This window comes from Micromonospora sp. AMSO31t, assembly GCF_008868175.1.
Lineage (GTDB): Bacteria > Actinomycetota > Actinomycetes > Mycobacteriales > Micromonosporaceae > Micromonospora.
In genome coordinates, this window is the sequence record NZ_WBKT01000040.1 from 1 (window position 1) to 15,747 (window position 15,747).

Consider the following 15,747-nt stretch of genomic DNA (forward strand, 5'->3'; position numbering starts at 1 on the left):
GGCGGGACCGGCGCGTGGTGGTCCAGCCCCTCCTCCTGCCGCTGGAACGAGGCCGACATGAAGAAGATCGGCTTGTCGTGCTGCAACGCCACCGAGCGGCGCACCGAGAAGGAGCGCCCGTCCCGGACGTTCTCCACCTGGTATTCGATCGGCTCGGCGGGATCGCCGGGGCGGACGAAGTAGCCGTGCAGGGAGTGCACGAAGCGCTCCGAGTCGACGGTGCGTCCGGCGGCGACCAGGGCCTGGCCGGCGACCTGGCCGCCGTAGACCCGCTGCGGGCCCACCGGCGGGCTGATCCCGCGGAAGGTCATCCCGCCGGTCTGGTCGAGGTCCAGCACCTCCAGGAGCTGGTCGACCGCGGCCTGACCGGTCGCCACCGGAGCCTCGCTCACTGAGCCGTCTCCGTTCGCGACTGCGGGGCTCGCAAACCCGGCTCACTCCTCGCGCTCACTGAAGAGCCCGGGCCGAGGCGGCGTCGACCAGCGAGCCGAGCTGGTGCACCCGCAGGGTGTTGGTGGAGCCGGGCGTGCCGGGCGGGCTGCCCGCCACGATCACCACGTAGTCGCCGGGGTTGGCCCGGTTGAGCCCGAGCAGCGCCTGGTCGACCTGGCGGAACATGTCGTCGGTGTGCTCGACGAACGGCATGAGGAACGTCTCCACGCCCCAGGAGAGCGCGAGCTGGTTGCGCACCTCGGGCACCGGGGTGAAGGCCAGCAGCGGCAGGTCACAGTGCAGCCGGGCGAGCCGCTTGACGGTGTCGCCGGTCTGCGAGAAGGCGACCATGGCCTTGGCGCCGATGGCCCGGGCGATCGAGGAGGCGGCCACGGTGAGCGCGCCGCCGTGCGTACGCGGGTCGTGCTGCAGCCGCGGGACGCCGATCGAGCCGGCCTCGGTGGTGGTGACGATCTTCGCCATGGTGCTGACGGTGAGCACCGGGTACTTGCCGACGCTGGTCTCGCCGGAGAGCATCACGGCGTCCGCGCCGTCGAGCACCGCGTTGGCCACGTCGGAGGCCTCGGCGCGGGTCGGGCGCGAATTCTCGATCATGGAGTCGAGCATCTGGGTGGCCACGATGACCGGCTTGGCGTTCTCCCGGCAGAGCTGCACGGCGCGCTTCTGCACCAGCGGCACCTGGTCCAGCGGCAGCTCGACGCCGAGGTCGCCGCGGGCCACCATGACGCCGTCGAAGGCGAGCACGATCGCCTCCAGGTGGTCGACCGCCTCGGGCTTCTCGACCTTGGCCAGCACCGGGCGTTGGACGCCCTCCTCGGCCATGATCGAGTGGACGAGCTTGATGTCCTCGGGCGAGCGGACGAACGAGAGCGCGATCAGGTCGACGCCCAGGCCCAGGGCGAAGCGCAGGTCGTCGGCGTCCTTCTCCGACATGGCCGGGACGCTGACCGCCACGTTCGGCAGGGAGACGCCCTTGTTGTTGGAGACCGGGCCGCCCTCGGTGACCAGGACGCGGATGTCGTTGCCCGTGACGTCGCTGACCTCGACGGCGACCCGGCCATCGTCGATCAGCAGCCGGTCGCCCGGCTTCACCTCCTGCGGCAGCTTGCGGTAGGTGCAGGAGACCCGCTCCTTGGTGCCGACGATGTCGTCGCTGGTGATGACCACCGAGTCGCCGGTGCGCCACTCGTGCGGGCCGTCCGCGAACCTGCCCAGGCGGATCTTGGGACCCTGGAGGTCGGCGAGCACGGCCACCGGCTGCCCGGACGCCTCGGCCGCCTCGCGGACCAGCCGGTAGACGGATTCATGGTCGTCGTGACTGCCGTGGCTGAAGTTCAGCCTCGCCACGTTCATGCCCGCCTCGACCAGGCCCCGGATGCGCTCGGGGGACGAGGTGGCGGGGCCGAGTGTGCAGACGATTTTCGCGCGGCGTGTCACGCCCATCAGGCTAGTCTCTCCTCCGGGTCGACCTGCCGGCCGGCCCCTTTCGGACTGCGGAACAGTTGTCCAACGACGCGCGATACCCGCGCCGGCGGGCGGTGTGGCACCGCACCGGGACGTCGTGTGTGGCGGGCATCGGCGACCGCGCGGCGGAAATCGTACCGCTCGCGTTCATGTCTCGACCGGGTGCTCCCGGAGATCGACGGGCGCCCCGGCGTCCGCCGCACCGGCCCGGGGGGCGGGCGGCGCGGCCGGGGGCAGGGTCGGCACCGCCGAGAACGTCCCGCGCGGGTCGTAGCGGCGCTTGGCCCGGCGCAGCCGCTCCCAGTTCGGCCCGTACGCGAGGCGCACCCGGTCGGTCTCCTCGGGGGCCAGCAGGTTGGGGTAGCCGCCGGGCAGCGCGTGCGGGGCGAGCGCGGCGGAGGTCCGCTCGGCCCACGCCCGGTGCGGCGCGGGGTCGTCGCCGGGCGCCCAGACCGCGATGATCTCGGCGAGCAGGTGGGGGTCGCGGAGGCCGAAGGCGGTCTCCCCGATCCCGACCCGGGTCGCCGCGCCGTGGAAGTGGTGCAGGGCGATCGCCGAGTACGGCGACGTGACCGCCCGGGCCGCCGCCACCAGCTCGGCCACCACCGCCTCGGACACCTCGGGGAGCCAGCGGGTGCGCAGCAGGTAGTGGTTGCCGTCGGCCATCCCGCCGTCGAACATCCGCAGCACGTCCTCGTACGGCAGCGGGGCGACCTGGTCGACCAGCGGGGTGCCGAGCGCCCGCAGCCGGTCCACGGCGGCCCGGCCGGCGGCCGGGTCGTCGCCGCTGAAGACCGGGGCGAGGAAGGCCACCGGCTCCCCCGCCGGGCCGGGCAGGAAGCCGGCCATCACGGTCAGCTCGTCCGGCGCGTCGCGCACCGCCGCGCCGTGGCCGCGCAGCACGGCCGCCGCCTGGTCGAGCGGGAACAGCAGCATGCCGGCGAGCGCGGCGGGCAGCGGGTGGGTGCGGTAGCGCAACGCGGTGACCACCCCGAAGTTGCCGCCGCCGCCGCGCAGCGCCCAGTACAGCTCGGGCTCGTGCGCCGCGTCGGCCGTGACCCGCCGCCCGTCGGCGAGCACCACCTCCGCGCCGAGCAGGTTGTCCAGCGCCAGCCCGTGCCGGCCGCAGAGCGGGCCGTACCCGCCGGCCAGGGTCAGCCCGGCCAGCCCGACCGCGCGCACCACGCCGGTGGCGACCACCCGGTCGTACGGTCGCAGGGCGGCCAGCACGTCGGCGGCCGTCGCCCCGCCGCCCACGGTGACCACCCCCGTGCCGGGGTCGAGGTCGACCTGGCGCAGGGCGGTGAGGTCGACGACCAGCCCGCCCGCGCGCAGCGCCCGGCCGGCCCAGTCGTGGCCGCCGGCCCGGACCGACAGCGGGAGCCCGCAGCGCCCGGCGACCCGGACCGCCAGGGCGACCTCGCCGGCGTCCCGGACCCGGGCGACCAGCGCGGGCGTGCCGGCGGGGGCGCCGTTCCACAACCGGATCGCGGCGGGGAACCCGGCGTCGGCCGGGGTGAGCAGACGGTCGCCGAGGGCCTCGCGGAGCAGGTCGGTGGCGCGCGGCAGGTCGGGGGCGGAGGTCATGGCGACTCCTCGGTCGGCCCTCGGGCCGGCGGCGCCGGCCGCGCCGGGGTCCTCACTGCGCGGGACCGTAACACCGCGGCGGGTGACCCCGCGGTCGCCCGGACGACAGTCAGCTCTGCGTCTTGGCGAGCGGGAACTCCAGCGAGCCGGCCGGGCAGAGAAACGTGAGCACCTCGACGCGGTAGAGCCCGGCCTGCACCGCCGGGTCGGCCTCCATCACGCTGCGGACGTCGTCGACCGAGCCGGTGCGGGCCAGGCCGAAGCCGATCGGCGGGTCCGGCTCGCGGGCCGGGCCGTCGACCGAGCCGTCGACCAGGACGATGCCCCGCCGCTGCAGCGCCCGGATGTGCTGGATGTGCTCGGCCTGGAGGCGTTGCACGGTCTCCTCCGGCAGCGCCCGGCCCGACGGTCCCGGGTAGAGCACGATGCACTCGTACGTGTCGAGCGCGAAGTCGAGCCGTGGCGTCGCGGCCATGCGCACCTCCAGACCACCGTCCCGCCCAGCGTCGCACGGCGGTCGCCGCCCGGGGGTCGCTCACGGCAAACTGCCCGTCGGCGGAAACACCCCGGCCCGGGGGCGTTGACGTCGGCGATTCGCGGGAAAGACTTCCGGTCGGGGCGGCGACCGCCGCCGACGACGACGCGCAGGAGGACCGCCATGGCGACCAGCACCGGGCCCGCGAAGGCCTCGGGCACCTACCGGATCGGCGGCGACCTCCAGGTCGACCGGCTCGGCTACGGGGCCATGCAGCTCACCGGCCCCGGGGTGTGGGGCGACCCGAAGGACCCGGCCGAGGCGGTGCGGGTGCTGCGCCGCGCGTACGAGCTGGGCGTCACCTTCATCGACACGGCCGACTCCTACGGCCCCTTCGTGAGCGAGCTGCTGATCCGGGAGGCGCTGCACCCGTACGCCGAGGACCTGGTCATCGCGACCAAGGCCGGGCTGACCCGTTCCGGCCCGGGCGACTGGCGGCCGGTGGGCCGCCCGGAATACCTGCGCCAGCAGTGCGAGCTGAGCCTGCGCCACCTGGGCCTGGACTGCATCCCGCTCTACCAGCTGCACCGGATCGACGCGAAGGTGCCGCTGGAGGACCAGCTCGGCGAGCTGGCGCTGCTCCAGCAGGAGGGGAAGGTGCGGCACATCGGCCTGTCCGAGGTGACCGTCGCGCAGATCGAGGCGGCCGCGAAGATCACCCCGGTGGTGTCGGTGCAGAACCTCTACAACCTGGCCGACCGCAGCGCCGAGGACGTGCTGGACCACTGCGAGCGCAACGACCTGGCGTTCATCCCCTGGTTCCCGATCGCCACCGGCAACCTGGCCCGGCCGGGCGGCCCGCTGGACGCGATCTCCACCGACCACGGCGCGACGCCCGCGCAGCTCGCCCTCGCCTGGCTGTTGCGCCGGTCGCCGGTCGTGCTCCCCATTCCGGGTACGTCCTCCGTGGCGCACCTGGAGGAGAACGTCGCCGCGGCCGAGGTGCGGCTCAGCGACGAGGAGTTCGAGGCGCTCGCCAAGGCCGCCTGACCGGCCCCTTTCCGAAGCGTGATCGAGCCGCTACCGTCAGAAGGATTCTCACGCCCGGGACGAGCGGGGGTCCGGAGTGGACGGCTTCGACTACGTGATCGTCGGTGCCGGGGCGGCCGGGTGCGTGCTGGCCAACCGGCTCAGCGAGGACCCGGGCACCCGGGTGCTGCTCGTCGAGGCGGGCGGCTGGGACCGCAGCCCCTTCGTGCGCGTACCCAAGGCGTTCGCCCGGCTCATGGACGACCCGCGCACCGCCTGGCACTACCCGGCGACCGTCGCGCCGGGCCGGCGGGAGACCTGGCAGCGCGGGCGGATGGTCGGCGGCTCGACGGCGATCAACGGCATGATCTGGAGCCGCGGCGCGGCGGCGGACTGGGACGCGCTGGCGCCCCTCGGCTGGGGCTCGTCGACCATGCGCCCCATCTTCGGGCGACTGGAGAACCGCACCGGCGGCCCGGTGCGCCTGTCCGTCGCCACCGGCACCGACCCGCTCTGCGAGGAGATGCTGGAGACCGGGGCGGAGCTGGGCTGGCGCCGGGTCGACGACCTCGACGCCGGCGACGGCGAGCGGATCGGCTACGTCACGGCCACCATCCACGGCGGTCGCCGGGTCACCGCGGCCGACGCCTTCCTGCACCCGGTGCGGCAGCGGCCGAACCTGACCGTCGCGGTCGACACCGTCGCGCTGCGGGTGCTGGTGGAGGGCGGCCGGGCGGTCGGCGTCCGGGTCGCGCACCGGGGCCGGGAGGTCGAGCACCGGGCGGCCGCCGAGGTGATCCTCGCCGCGGGCGCCCTCGCCACCCCGCAACTGCTGCAGGTCTCCGGCATCGGGCCGGCCGACACCCTGCGCGCCGCCGGCGTCCCGGTGCTGCTCGACCGGCCCCGGGTGGGGGCGGCCCTGCGGGAGCACCGGCCGATCCCCCTGCAGTTCCGGCTCGCCGAGCCCGGCGGCTACAACGCCCGGCTGGGCAGCCCGCTGGGCCAGGCCCGGGCCGCCCTGCGCTGGCTGGTCACCCGGGGTGGCCCGCTCGCCCTGCCGGTGATGGACGTCGCGGCCCACGTCCGGTCCCGTCCGGAGCTGGACCGCCCGGACGTGCACCTGCTGATGGCGCCCTTCTCGGCGGCGCCACCGCGCCCCGGCCGGGCGCTGGAGCTGGAGCGGGAGCCGGGCCTGCTGTGCCTGGGCACGGTGACCCGCCCGGACAGCGAGGGCAGTCTCGCCATCACCGACCCCGACCCCCGCACGCCGCCCGCGATCGTGGCGAACTACTTCGCCACGGCGCACGACCGCCGGGTCGCCGTCGACGCGGTGCGCCTCGTGCGGGACCTGTTCGCCACCGGGCCGATCGCCAAGCGGATCGCGGCGGAGACCCTGCCCGGACCGGCGACCCAGACCGACGAGGAGATCATCGAGGCGGGCCGGGCGCACGGCTACTGCGGCTACCACGCCATCGGCACCTGCGCCATGGGCACCGACGAGGACCACGTGGTCGATCCCCAGCTCCGGGTGCGCGGGGTGACCGGGCTGCGGGTGGTCGACGCGTCGGTGCTGCCCGTGATGGTGTCCGGCTGGACCAGCGCCCCGGTGACCGCGCTGGCCTGGCGGGCGGCCGACCTCATCCTCGGCCGGACCACCGGGTGATCGAGGCCCGACGGCCGCCGGCACGGCGACCGTCGAGCCCGGAACCGATCTCAGAGCGCGAAACAGTTGGGGCGGATGGCGGCCCCGGCGAGCACCTGCCGCACGACGCTGTACGTGGTGCCGTCGAGGATCAGGCCCAGGTGGCCGACGATCCGCAGCGGGCACCACGCCTGCACGAGGACGTTGGTGGCGCCGTCGGCGAGTGCGGCGTTGTCGACGGGGCGCACCAGCTCGTCCTGCCAGGTGCGGACCGTGGTCCAGCGGACCGCGCCCGGAGTGTCGTCACCGCCGTTGAGGTCGGCCAGGAAGCTGGACCCGATGGACATCTGCTGGCAGGCGACGATGCCCGCGCAGCTGCCCAGCCCCAGGAAGTTGATGATGTTGGCGACGTAGGTGCCCTGCTGCGGGCTGCCCAGGCTGACGTACTGGTCGACCTTGGCGGCGCCGCCGAGGAACTTGACGTACCAGCGGGAGACCAGGCCGCCCTCGGAGTGGGTGACCAGGTCCACCTTGGCCGCCCCGGTGGCCGTGCGGACCTGGTCGACATAGGACGACAGAGCCCGGGCGGACTCGCGGATGTCACCGAAGCCGAGGTTCGGCAACTGGTAGATGGAGACCCGGTAGCCGTCGGCGCGCAGCCGGGCGGCGATCGGCTCGTAGGCGATGGAGATTCCGATCAGGCCGCCGACCACGACGACCGGATCGGCGTTGGCGGCCGCGAGGGCCTGGGTGGCGTCGGCCGGGCCGGCTTCCGCGGCGCTGGTCGCGGTCGCGGTGGTCGTGGTGGGTTCGGCGTGGGCGGCGGTGGCGGGGACGAGCAGGGCGGCGGCGGTGGCGGCAGCGGTGGCGGCCAGGATCGTTCGGAGCAGCATGGGCTGCACCTCCGGTGGGGAGGCCCCGATGTTCCGGGAGGACGGGTGGGGGGATCCGATCGATCGTGAAAACGATGATGCGTGTCCGATTTCACACACGTCAATGGAAAGTTACGCGCTGGTAACCCGTTGTTCCGCAGGGGGCACAAACCGGCCTATCCGGCGTCCGGCGGGCCCCCCGGCCCGCCGCCACGGATGGCATGCTGGGCGCCGTGTCCGTCCCGCCGACTCCGGAGAAGCCGCTCCGGGTGATGCCCTGGTGGTTGGCGCTGCTCGGGCTGCTGCTCGCCGTCGGACTCGGCTGGCTCGTGCTGGACCGGCTGCTCGCCGAGGCCGACCGGGCCGCCCAGCCCGACACCCGGGCCACGCTGCGCGTCGACGCCATCCGCACCGGCCTCACCGTGGTCGCCGGCACCGGCGGCGGGCTGGCGCTGCTGCTCGCCGCCCGTCGACAGTGGATCAGTGAGCGCGGGCAGCGGCACCAGGAGGCCGTGGCCGCCCGCGACCAGGCGCACCGCGACCGGGTGCAGGCGCACGCCGAGACCGTCGCCGACGCCGGGCAGCGGCACCAGGAACGGCAGGCCGCCGCCGTCGAGCACGACGCCGCCGAGCGGCGGCTCACCGAGCTGTACGTCCGGGCCATCGAGCTGGTCGGCAGCGACAACCCCGCGGTACGCCTCGGTGGCCTGCACGCCCTCGACCGGCTCGGTCAGGACAACCCGGTGCAGCGGCCGACGATCGTGGCGGTGCTCTGCGCGTACCTCCGGATGCCGGCGCCCGACGACCCGCGCGAGAGCGAGGTGCGCCGCACCGCGCAGCGGATGCTCACCCGGCATCTGCGCGCCGAGGGCGACGACTGGTGGCCCGGCATCGCGCTGGACCTGACCGGCGCCCGGCTGCACGACTTCGACGCCGCCGGCTGCACCCTGGTGGACCTCGACCTCACCGGCGCGGTCTGCACCGGCACCACCAGCTTCGCCGGTGCGGTGGTGCGCGGCCGGCTGCGGCTGACCGCCGAGTTCGCCGACGCCAAGTTCGACGACCTCACCGGCGACGGGGAGCTGGTGCTGGACGACGCCCGCTTCACGGGCCGGGTGAGCTTCGACGGGGCCGACCTCGGCGGGGAGCTGTCCTGCCGGGCGACGAGCTTCGGCCCGGTCTCCTTCCGCGGCGCCACGCTGCGGCAGCCGAGCAGCTTCGACCGGGCCACGTTCGCCGGCAGCGTCACCTTGCGGGAGGCGGTGTTCCTGAGTGGACTGTCCATGGAACACGCCACCTTCGCGGCGTACGCGGGCTTCCGCCGGGCGCGGTTCGCCGACATGGCGCTCTTCCGCTGGACCGAGTTCGGCGCGGAGGCGTGGTTCGAGGGGGCTCGCTTCGACGGGGCCGCCAACTTCGGCCGGGCCGTGTTCCGCGGCCGGGCCCGCTTCGAGGGAGCGGTGTTCGCCCGCCAACCGCTGGTCGACCAGGCCCGCGCGTCGGCGTCGATGACCCACATCTGGCCGCCGGACACCACCGTCGGCTCCCGCGACGACGAGTGGCTCGTCCTCACCGACCCGTGACGAACCGGCGCCGGCCCGCCATCGGCCCGATCCGCGAGCCGGGGTCAGCTCCCCAGCGCCTGGACCTTGGCGATCGTCTCCTGGACGTGCTGGCGGGCCGGCTCACCGCCCTGCGCCGCCTGGGTGAGCGCCTGCCGGTAGGCGTCGATCATGTTGAGCAACGGCCCGGCTGCCACGCCCTCCAGGGCGCCCGCCACCAGCGCCCTGGCCTCGGCCGCGTCCTGGGCCGCGGCGGCCGTCCTGGCCTTCGCCTCGTCGAGCTTCTGGGCCGCCGCCGCCAGCCTCGCGATGATGTCCGCCGCGCTCACGCGCCCTCCCCGATGTCGCCCCGACCGATCGACCGCGCCACCCCACCCGACCACCGCGCAGCCTACGAGACGGGGTGGCATCCGCCGCGACCGCGGCGGTCGCCGGCAGATCTTGGCAAGAAACCGTTCGCACCGAACGGCAACTGTCCAAGATCGGCGGTCGGACCCCGGCCGTCAGCGCTGCGCCACGAAGACACCAAGACCGTGGACGCCCTGCACCCATCCCTGGGTCTGCAGAACCAGGATCGCCTGGCGCACGACCGTCGCCGACACGCCGTGCTGCGCCTTGAGCTGCGCCGTAGACGGCAACTGATCGCCGGGCGCGAGGTCGCCGGACTCGATCTGGCTCCGGATGTGGTCCGCGAGCTGTTCCCACTTGGGTTTGACGGGCATCTGTACTCCCAGGTCTGCACCGCCATTCGATCACGGGCCACTTCTCATGACAAGTAACGTGATGTCGCGCTTGCTTTAAGTGACTAGTTGTGTAAAGTTCGAATCGACCGGCTCCCAGGTCTGCAAACCCGAGCTGGTCGTCCCACCGCGCAGAGCGCCCGGTCGGCCGGTCCCCCCTGGACGGCCGGGCGTGCCGTTGGCGTCCCCCGGCAGGCACCCGCCAGCCTGCCCCTCCCCGACCCGGCAAGGAGACCACCATGGACGACGTCCCCCACGCCGACGATCCGCCGGTGCTCGGTGGAGCGCCATGGAGGTCACACGACCCGGGTGACCTCCATGGTGTTCCACCGACCGGCCCGGCGGGCCGCGACGGCCGGCAGTCCTTCGTGTCGCGGCAGGATCTGGAGGACGCCGACGACGTGCTCTTCGCGCATCCGCCCCGGAAGGTGACCCGCTGGCTCTGCGGCTGCGGCGAGGAGTACCCGTGCCCGGAGGTGCGCTTCGCCCAACTGGTCCGCCACGCGAGCGTCCGCGCCGCCTCCTGATCAGCTCAACAGCCGGAACACCACGAGGTAGAGGCAGAACAGCGACGGGGCGACCAGCGCGCAGATCACGAAGCCGACCGGCACGTACCGGCCCGGCGGGGTGTCGCCGCCGATCACCGGGCGGCCCCAGCGCCCGAGCACCAGGTGTCCGGCCAGGAAGGACAGCAGCGGGACGCCGGCGCACGAGACGGCGGCCACCAGGTCGAGCCCGGTGGCCGGCAGCGGCGAGCCGATCAGCGCCACCAGCATGAGCAGGGAGCCGACCAGCGCGCAGGCCGCGTAGACGGCGACCGCCCGGGCCGGCGCCGACCAGGTGGGCAGCAGCACGGGCCGCCGCGCGAGGGCCTCGGCCTGCTGCCCGTGCCGGTCGGCCTCGTCGGCCAGTTGCCCGGCCGCGGCCAGCTCCGTCGCCGGGTCACCCGCGCGCGGACCGGGCAGCGTTCCCTCGGGATACGCCCCGACCCCCGGCGGCCCCGGCGCGGCGGCAGCGCCGCCGGTCACCCCGTCCCCGGTTCCGGGCGCCTCCGCGCCGGCCGGCACCGGCGACCCAGCCCCAGGCGCGCCCGATCCCGCCCCGGGCCCGGCCGGTCCCGAGCCAGGGGCAGCCGGTCCCGAGCCAGGCGCGGTCGATCCCGCCACCGGCCCAACCGAGCCCGACCCAGAGGCGCCCGATCCCGCCGCAGGCCAAGCGGATCCCGAGCCAGGCGCGGTCGATCCCGCCACCGGCCCAACCGACCCCGACCCGGGGGCGCCCGATCCCGCAGCGGGACCGGCCGGTCCCGCGGAGGGCCCGACGGGTCCCGCCCCAGGTGGGGCGCCGACCGGGACGGCCGCCGCCTCCGGGGCTTCGGCCGGGACCGACCGCATCGGCAGGTTGATGGCCTGGCCGAGCTGGTCGAGGCGCTGGCCCTGGGCGGCGAGCCGGCGGCCGAGCTGGTCGACGGTGGACTGGAGGGCACGCCGGCGTTCGGCCTCGGCGGCGATCGCCCGCTCGCCGCCCCGCTGGCGGGTGGAGAGCTCGCGGAGCAGGGCCGCGTACTCGTCGAACCCGGTCACGACTCGTCCCCGTCGGCGACGAAGGGCACGACCAGGGCGGTGCGGTGCTCGTGCCGGTCGACGAGCAGGGCGCGCCCGTCGCGCGGGGCGTAGCCGAGGTCGTGCACGCCCAGGTGCAGCCCGAGGTCGGCGGCGGGCACGTTCAACGCGACGAGGCAGGCGACGTCGTCGCGGTTCTGGCTGCCGCCGAGGTCCTCGGCGAGCCGGCGCAGGCCGCGCCACCAGCCGAGCAGGTGCACCCCGTGTGCGGGGCCTTGGCGCAGCACCGCCCGCAGGTCGTCGTGGCCGGAGCGGAACGTCTCCGGGTCGGCCGCGGCGAGCGCACCGGCGGCGGCGTCCATCCCGAACACCACCAGGTAGGTCCGGGCGACGTTCGTGGCCGGCCCGGACGCCGGCTGCCCGGCCGGTCCAGTCCCCGGGCCGGCGCCTCCCGGACCGGCAGGCACAGCCGGCACGGCAGGCACGGCGGGCACAGCCGGCACGGCGGGCACACCCGGCACGGCGGGCACACCCGGCACGGCGGGCACAGCCGGCACGGCGGGCGCGGCAGGCACGACGGGCGGGCCGGCCAGCTCGGCGAGGTGAGTGCGCAACTGGGCCGCGTCGAGGCGGCGGACCGGGTGGCCGGCGGCGGCCAGGGTCATGGCCAGGTCGTCGGCGGCGCCGGTCGTCCCGGGCGCCAGGGGGACGAACAGGAAGCGGGCCGTGCCGGGGGCGTGCTGGCGGGCGAGGCTGAGGGCGGCCGACCGGAGCACGTCCGTGCCGGTCGTGGCCGTGCCCACCACGGCCAGGTGCCGGCCGGGGCTGGCGTCGAGACGGAACCCGGCCGGGCTGCCGGCCACGTCGACGGTGCGGCCGACGAGGGCGAGCGGCGGCTCGGCACCGGGGGCCAGGCCGGCCCAGGTGGGGTCGTCGGCGAGCCGGGGGGTCTCGTAGCCGCGGAAGACGGCGGGTCGGCGGGCGCCGGCGGGCCGGGCCGCGAACAGCTCGTGGCGCAGGGCGCTGAGGTCGGCCGCGGCGGCGTGCGCGTCGGGGAAGTGGACGTCGGTGTCCGCGCCGGCCGTGCCGCCGGCGGTGTTGACCACGGCCGTGCCCAGGGTGAGTGTCTTCGCGGCGTCGTTGAGCGGGTCGAGCACGCCGCCCCCGCCGGGCAGCGCCACCCGCAGCGGGAACTGGCCGAAGATGGCCTCGGCCCGACCGTAGAGGGCCTCGATGCCGGTGGTGCTCTGGCTGGCCAGCACCAGGTGCAGGCCGTACGAGCGGCCCTTGCGGGCCAGTTCCTCGATGAGGTCGACGGCCTGCCGGGCGAGCGGGTCGTTGCCGGCGAACAGCACCTGGAACTCGTCGACCACGGTGACGATCCGGGGCGGCCGGGCGTTCGGCGGGAGGTCGGCGAGCTTGCTGACGCCGTGCCGCTTGAGCAGGTCGGCCCGGCGGGTCAGCTCGGCGCGCAGCTCGCGCAGCACGGCCACGCCGTACTCGCGGTCGGACTCGATGCCGACCGCGCGGGCGTGCGGCAGCCAGGACGGGTCCCGCTCGGTGGGCACGAACTCGGTGAAGCTGACGCCCTCCTTGAAGTCGAGCAGGAAGAGCTGGAGTTCGGCCGGGGAGTAGCGGGCGGCCAGCCCGTAGAGCACGTCGAGCAGGAACACCGTCTTGCCGGCGCCGGTGCGCCCGCCCACCAGCCAGTGCGGGGTGGCGTCGTCGAAGGCCACGGTGACCGGCTCGCGGGCGCGGCCGAGCACGGTGCGCAGCCCGGTGGCGGACGACTCGGCCCAGCGCCGGGCCGGCAGCAGGTCGGCGAAGGTGACCGTGGTGGCCCGCCGGACGGCCTCGCCGAGCCGCCGGGCCAGCGCGGTCACGGTCGCGTGGGACGGGTCCCCGTCGAGCAGGACCGGGGCGGCCAGGCCGCTGCCGTCGGCGCTGAACGGCCGGCCGGGCGGGTCGCCGACCAGGGCGTACCGCTCGTTGAGCCGGAGGTGGGTGGTGGCGCCGAGCGGCGGGGTCTCGCCCGGCCCGGCCGGCGGGTGGCCGGCCAGCAGCACGCATACCGCCGCGGCGGGCCCGGCGTGGGTGAGCGCGGCGAGCCGGGCCAGCTCGCGCGGCGGCGGGGCGGACGCGGCGACGACCAGCAGCAGGTCCCGGTCCTCGAGCGCGGCCCGCTGGGCGGTCCGGGCGTGCCGTTCCGCCGCGTCGAGCAGGGCGGTCGTCTCCGCCGCGGTGGTGGCGGCCGGGCCGAGCGCGCCGGCGTCGAGCAGCGGGCGCAGCGGCAGGAAGGCGGCGCCGAACGCGGCCGGGTCGATGCCGGCCACCCGGACCGTGCCGGCGGGCGCGGCGGTGAGCAGCCGCACCACCAGGGCCCGCAGCAGCTCGCCCACCCGGGGGTCGCGGGCGTCGGTGTCGATCGCGAGGTGGGCGCCCGCGCCCAGCGGCACCAGCACGGGGAAGCCGCCGTCCACGGTGGTCGCCTCGCCGAGGCGTACCGGAACGGGGTGGGTGGCGGCGCGGGCGGTGCCGGGCACGGGGCCGGCCAGCTCACCGCCGAGCCGGGCCAGCCGGGCGACCAGCTCGGGGCTGCCGACGGGCGCCGGGCCGGCGGCGGCCAGCGCCCGCCGGGCGGCTTCCCAGCGGCGCAGGGCCTGCCGGTGCAGGGCGACCGCCTGCCGGTACGCCGTCGCGAGCCTGCCCACCGTCCGCCCTCCGACGCCGTCGTACCGATCGAAGGGAACCCTAACGGACGCGCGGCGGGCCGGCACAGTACGCGGCGCGCACCCGACGTTGGGCCAGTGTTCACCCCCCGGTGGCCGTTCCCGCCGGACGCCGTTCCACCGGCCCGACTTGCCTCTGTCCCGAAGCAACGCTGTGAACAGGAAGGCGACGACGTGACCTCCTCCCCCATCTCCCGCCGGGCCGTGCTGCACGGTGGCGCGGCCGCCGGTCTCGGCATCGTGGTGGCCGGCAGCCTGGACGCCATCGCCGGCCCGGCGGCGGCCCGGGCCGCGTGCCGCCCGGCGACCGGCTACGGCGACCTCGTGCCGGACCCGGCCGGCCTGCTGGCCCTGCCCCCGGGCTTCTCGTACACCATCGTCGCCCAGGCGGGGGCGACCCTGCTGGAGTCCGGGCAGGCCACCCCGAGCGACGCGGACGGCACCGGCTGCTTCCGCGGGCCGAAGGGCTCGGTGCTGGTGAACAACCACGAGATCGGCGGCGACGAGCCCTACCCGGTGCCGGCGCTGGCCGGGCTGACCTACGACCCGGGCGCCCGCGGCGGCACCACCACCATCGAGGTGGACAAGCACGGCCGGCGGCTGCGCGAGTACGTCAGCGTGGCCGGCACCCACAACAACTGCGCCGGCGGCATCACCCCGTGGGGTACCTGGCTGACCTGCGAGGAGACCGAGCAGCGGGCTGGCGGGCAGTACCTGAAGGACCACGGGTACGTGTTCGAGGTCGACCCGCACGACCGGGCCGCCAACCAGAACCCGGTGGCGCTGAAGTTCCTCGGTCGCTACTCGCACGAGGCCGTGGCGGTGGACCCGTACACCCACGCCATCTACCTGACCGAGGACGCGGGAGGCCCCAACGGCCTCTACTTCCGCTGGACCCCGCCGGCCGGCTTCCGGGCCGGCAAGGGCGCGCTGCGGGCGCTCGCCCAGCGCCCGGACGGGGACACCGCCGGCCGCCTCCAGGCGATGAGCTGCTCGCGGGGCAGCCAGCACGTGGCCGACCTGTCGGAGGCCACCACGCCGGGCACCCGCTACAAGGTGCGGTGGGTGGACGTGCCGGACCGGGACGCCCGGACCGTCTCGGTGCGCAAGCAGTTCACCGACGCCGAGGTGACCCGCAGCCGCAAGCTGGAGGGCGCCTGGTGGGCCGACGGCGGCGCGTACTTCGTGGCCAGCTTCGCCCGGCACGACGACGGCAGCGTCAACGAGCACGACGGCCAGGTCTGGTTCTACGACCCGCGCTCCGAGACGGTGACGCTGAAGACCATCTTCGGGGTGAACACCGACCCGGAGGCGGACCACGGCAACTTCGACGGGCCGGACAACATCACCGTCTCCCCGTACGGCGGGGTGATCCTGGCCGAGGACGGCGAGGGCGTGTCCCACCTGGTCGGGGTGACCGAGCAGGGCAAGGCGTACCCGCTGGCGCGCAACGAGCTCAACGACAGCGAGTTCACCGGCCCGACGTTCAGCCCGGACGGGAAGATCCTGTTCGCCAACATCCAGTCCCCCGGCTACGTCTTCGCCATCACCGGCCCGTGGGGCCGGCCGAGCAACGCGGACCACGCCGGGCACTGACTCCGACGGTGACGGCCGGCGCGCTCCTCGACGGGG

Annotated in this window: 14 protein-coding genes and 1 pseudogene; 6 read left to right on the forward strand and 9 right to left on the reverse strand. The window is 75.4% G+C overall.

The window, feature by feature from the left end:
* The 4 genes from F8274_RS12050 to F8274_RS12065 all read right to left on the reverse strand — a co-directional run.
* The coding region (locus F8274_RS12050) for an acyl-CoA thioesterase (protein ID WP_370518223.1) at positions 1-377 on the reverse strand (377 nt) is incomplete at its 3' end.
* Positions 378-447: 70 nt separating this feature from the next.
* Complete coding sequence (gene pyk, locus F8274_RS12055; protein ID WP_151462387.1) at positions 448-1,896, reverse strand: pyruvate kinase; 1,449 nt, start codon at positions 1,894-1,896, stop codon at positions 448-450.
* 168 nt (positions 1,897-2,064) lie between these two features.
* Positions 2,065-3,504 (reverse strand): FAD-binding oxidoreductase, encoded by a 1,440-nt coding sequence (locus tag F8274_RS32460; protein ID WP_151462388.1) that lies wholly within the window; start codon positions 3,502-3,504, stop codon positions 2,065-2,067.
* Positions 3,505-3,613: 109 nt separating this feature from the next.
* A complete protein-coding gene (locus tag F8274_RS12065) occupies positions 3,614-3,979 on the reverse strand; it encodes a YciI family protein (protein ID WP_151462389.1) in 366 nt (121 codons plus the stop codon).
* Positions 3,980-4,162: 183 nt separating this feature from the next.
* Here F8274_RS12065 and F8274_RS12070 point away from each other — a divergent pair, with 183 nt between their 5' ends.
* Together F8274_RS12070 and F8274_RS12075 are read left to right on the forward strand one after the other, a co-directional pair.
* The gene (locus F8274_RS12070) at positions 4,163-5,029 is read left to right on the forward strand and encodes an aldo/keto reductase (protein WP_151462390.1); all 867 of its coding nucleotides are present in this window, start codon (positions 4,163-4,165) and stop codon (positions 5,027-5,029) included.
* Between the two features lie 76 nt (positions 5,030-5,105).
* On the forward strand, positions 5,106-6,671 hold the full coding sequence (locus tag F8274_RS12075) for a GMC family oxidoreductase (RefSeq protein ID WP_151462391.1): 1,566 nt from the start codon (positions 5,106-5,108) through the stop codon (positions 6,669-6,671).
* Between the two features lie 50 nt (positions 6,672-6,721).
* Here F8274_RS12075 and F8274_RS12080 read toward each other — a convergent pair whose 3' ends face one another.
* Positions 6,722-7,543: a triacylglycerol lipase gene (locus tag F8274_RS12080; RefSeq protein WP_151462392.1), complete on the reverse strand. Its 822-nt coding sequence runs from the start codon at positions 7,541-7,543 to the stop codon at positions 6,722-6,724.
* Between the two features lie 575 nt (positions 7,544-8,118).
* Here F8274_RS12080 and F8274_RS32610 point away from each other — a divergent pair.
* Both F8274_RS32610 and F8274_RS32615 read left to right on the forward strand, forming a co-directional pair.
* Positions 8,119-8,238: pseudogene (locus F8274_RS32610) on the forward strand (pentapeptide repeat-containing protein); the annotation flags it as partial.
* Between the two features lie 126 nt (positions 8,239-8,364).
* On the forward strand, positions 8,365-9,105 hold the full coding sequence (locus F8274_RS32615) for a pentapeptide repeat-containing protein (protein WP_370518224.1): 741 nt from the start codon (positions 8,365-8,367) through the stop codon (positions 9,103-9,105).
* A 44-nt stretch (positions 9,106-9,149) separates the two neighbouring features.
* On the opposite strand, the gene F8274_RS12090 is transcribed toward F8274_RS32615, so the two are convergent.
* Both F8274_RS12090 and F8274_RS12095 read right to left on the reverse strand, forming a co-directional pair.
* Positions 9,150-9,413, reverse strand: coding sequence for a DUF6244 family protein (locus tag F8274_RS12090; protein ID WP_091267883.1), 264 nt, complete (start codon positions 9,411-9,413; stop codon positions 9,150-9,152).
* 174 nt (positions 9,414-9,587) lie between these two features.
* Positions 9,588-9,806: a winged helix-turn-helix domain-containing protein gene (locus tag F8274_RS12095; RefSeq protein WP_151462394.1), complete on the reverse strand. Its 219-nt coding sequence runs from the start codon at positions 9,804-9,806 to the stop codon at positions 9,588-9,590.
* A gap of 257 nt (positions 9,807-10,063) precedes the next feature.
* Between F8274_RS12095 and F8274_RS12100 the strand changes: the two genes are divergently transcribed.
* On the forward strand, positions 10,064-10,351 hold the full coding sequence (locus F8274_RS12100) for a hypothetical protein (RefSeq protein WP_151462395.1): 288 nt from the start codon (positions 10,064-10,066) through the stop codon (positions 10,349-10,351).
* Here the strand turns inward: F8274_RS12100 and F8274_RS12105 are convergent, their stop codons facing one another.
* Positions 10,352-10,852 carry a hypothetical protein gene (locus F8274_RS12105; protein ID WP_225853745.1) on the reverse strand — a complete coding sequence of 167 codons (501 nt, stop codon included), beginning with the start codon at positions 10,850-10,852 and terminating at the stop codon, positions 10,352-10,354.
* Positions 10,853-11,403: 551 nt separating this feature from the next.
* The gene (locus F8274_RS12115; protein ID WP_151462396.1) at positions 11,404-14,097 is read right to left on the reverse strand and encodes an FtsK/SpoIIIE domain-containing protein; all 2,694 of its coding nucleotides are present in this window, start codon (positions 14,095-14,097) and stop codon (positions 11,404-11,406) included.
* Between the two features lie 192 nt (positions 14,098-14,289).
* On the opposite strand from F8274_RS12115, the gene F8274_RS12120 reads away from it, so the two are divergent.
* Positions 14,290-15,711 (forward strand): alkaline phosphatase PhoX, encoded by a 1,422-nt coding sequence (locus F8274_RS12120; RefSeq protein ID WP_151462397.1) that lies wholly within the window; start codon positions 14,290-14,292, stop codon positions 15,709-15,711.
* The last annotated feature ends 36 nt before the right edge of the window (positions 15,712-15,747 follow it).

Excerpts from the sequence above, each read along its gene's own strand:
- pyk (WP_151462387.1), bottom strand. The coding sequence starts at position 1,896 with ATGGGCGTGACACGCCGCGCGAAAATCGTCTGCACACTCGGCCCCGCC.
- F8274_RS32460 (WP_151462388.1), bottom strand. The coding sequence starts at position 3,504 with ATGACCTCCGCCCCCGACCTGCCGCGCGCCACCGACCTGCTCCGCGAG.
- F8274_RS12065 (WP_151462389.1), bottom strand. The coding sequence starts at position 3,979 with ATGGCCGCGACGCCACGGCTCGACTTCGCGCTCGACACGTACGAGTGC.
- F8274_RS12070 (WP_151462390.1), top strand. The coding sequence starts at position 4,163 with ATGGCGACCAGCACCGGGCCCGCGAAGGCCTCGGGCACCTACCGGATC.
- F8274_RS12080 (WP_151462392.1), bottom strand. The coding sequence starts at position 7,543 with ATGCTGCTCCGAACGATCCTGGCCGCCACCGCTGCCGCCACCGCCGCC.
- F8274_RS32615 (WP_370518224.1), top strand. The coding sequence starts at position 8,365 with ATGCTCACCCGGCATCTGCGCGCCGAGGGCGACGACTGGTGGCCCGGC.
- F8274_RS12095 (WP_151462394.1), bottom strand. The coding sequence starts at position 9,806 with ATGCCCGTCAAACCCAAGTGGGAACAGCTCGCGGACCACATCCGGAGC.
- F8274_RS12100 (WP_151462395.1), top strand. The coding sequence starts at position 10,064 with ATGGACGACGTCCCCCACGCCGACGATCCGCCGGTGCTCGGTGGAGCG.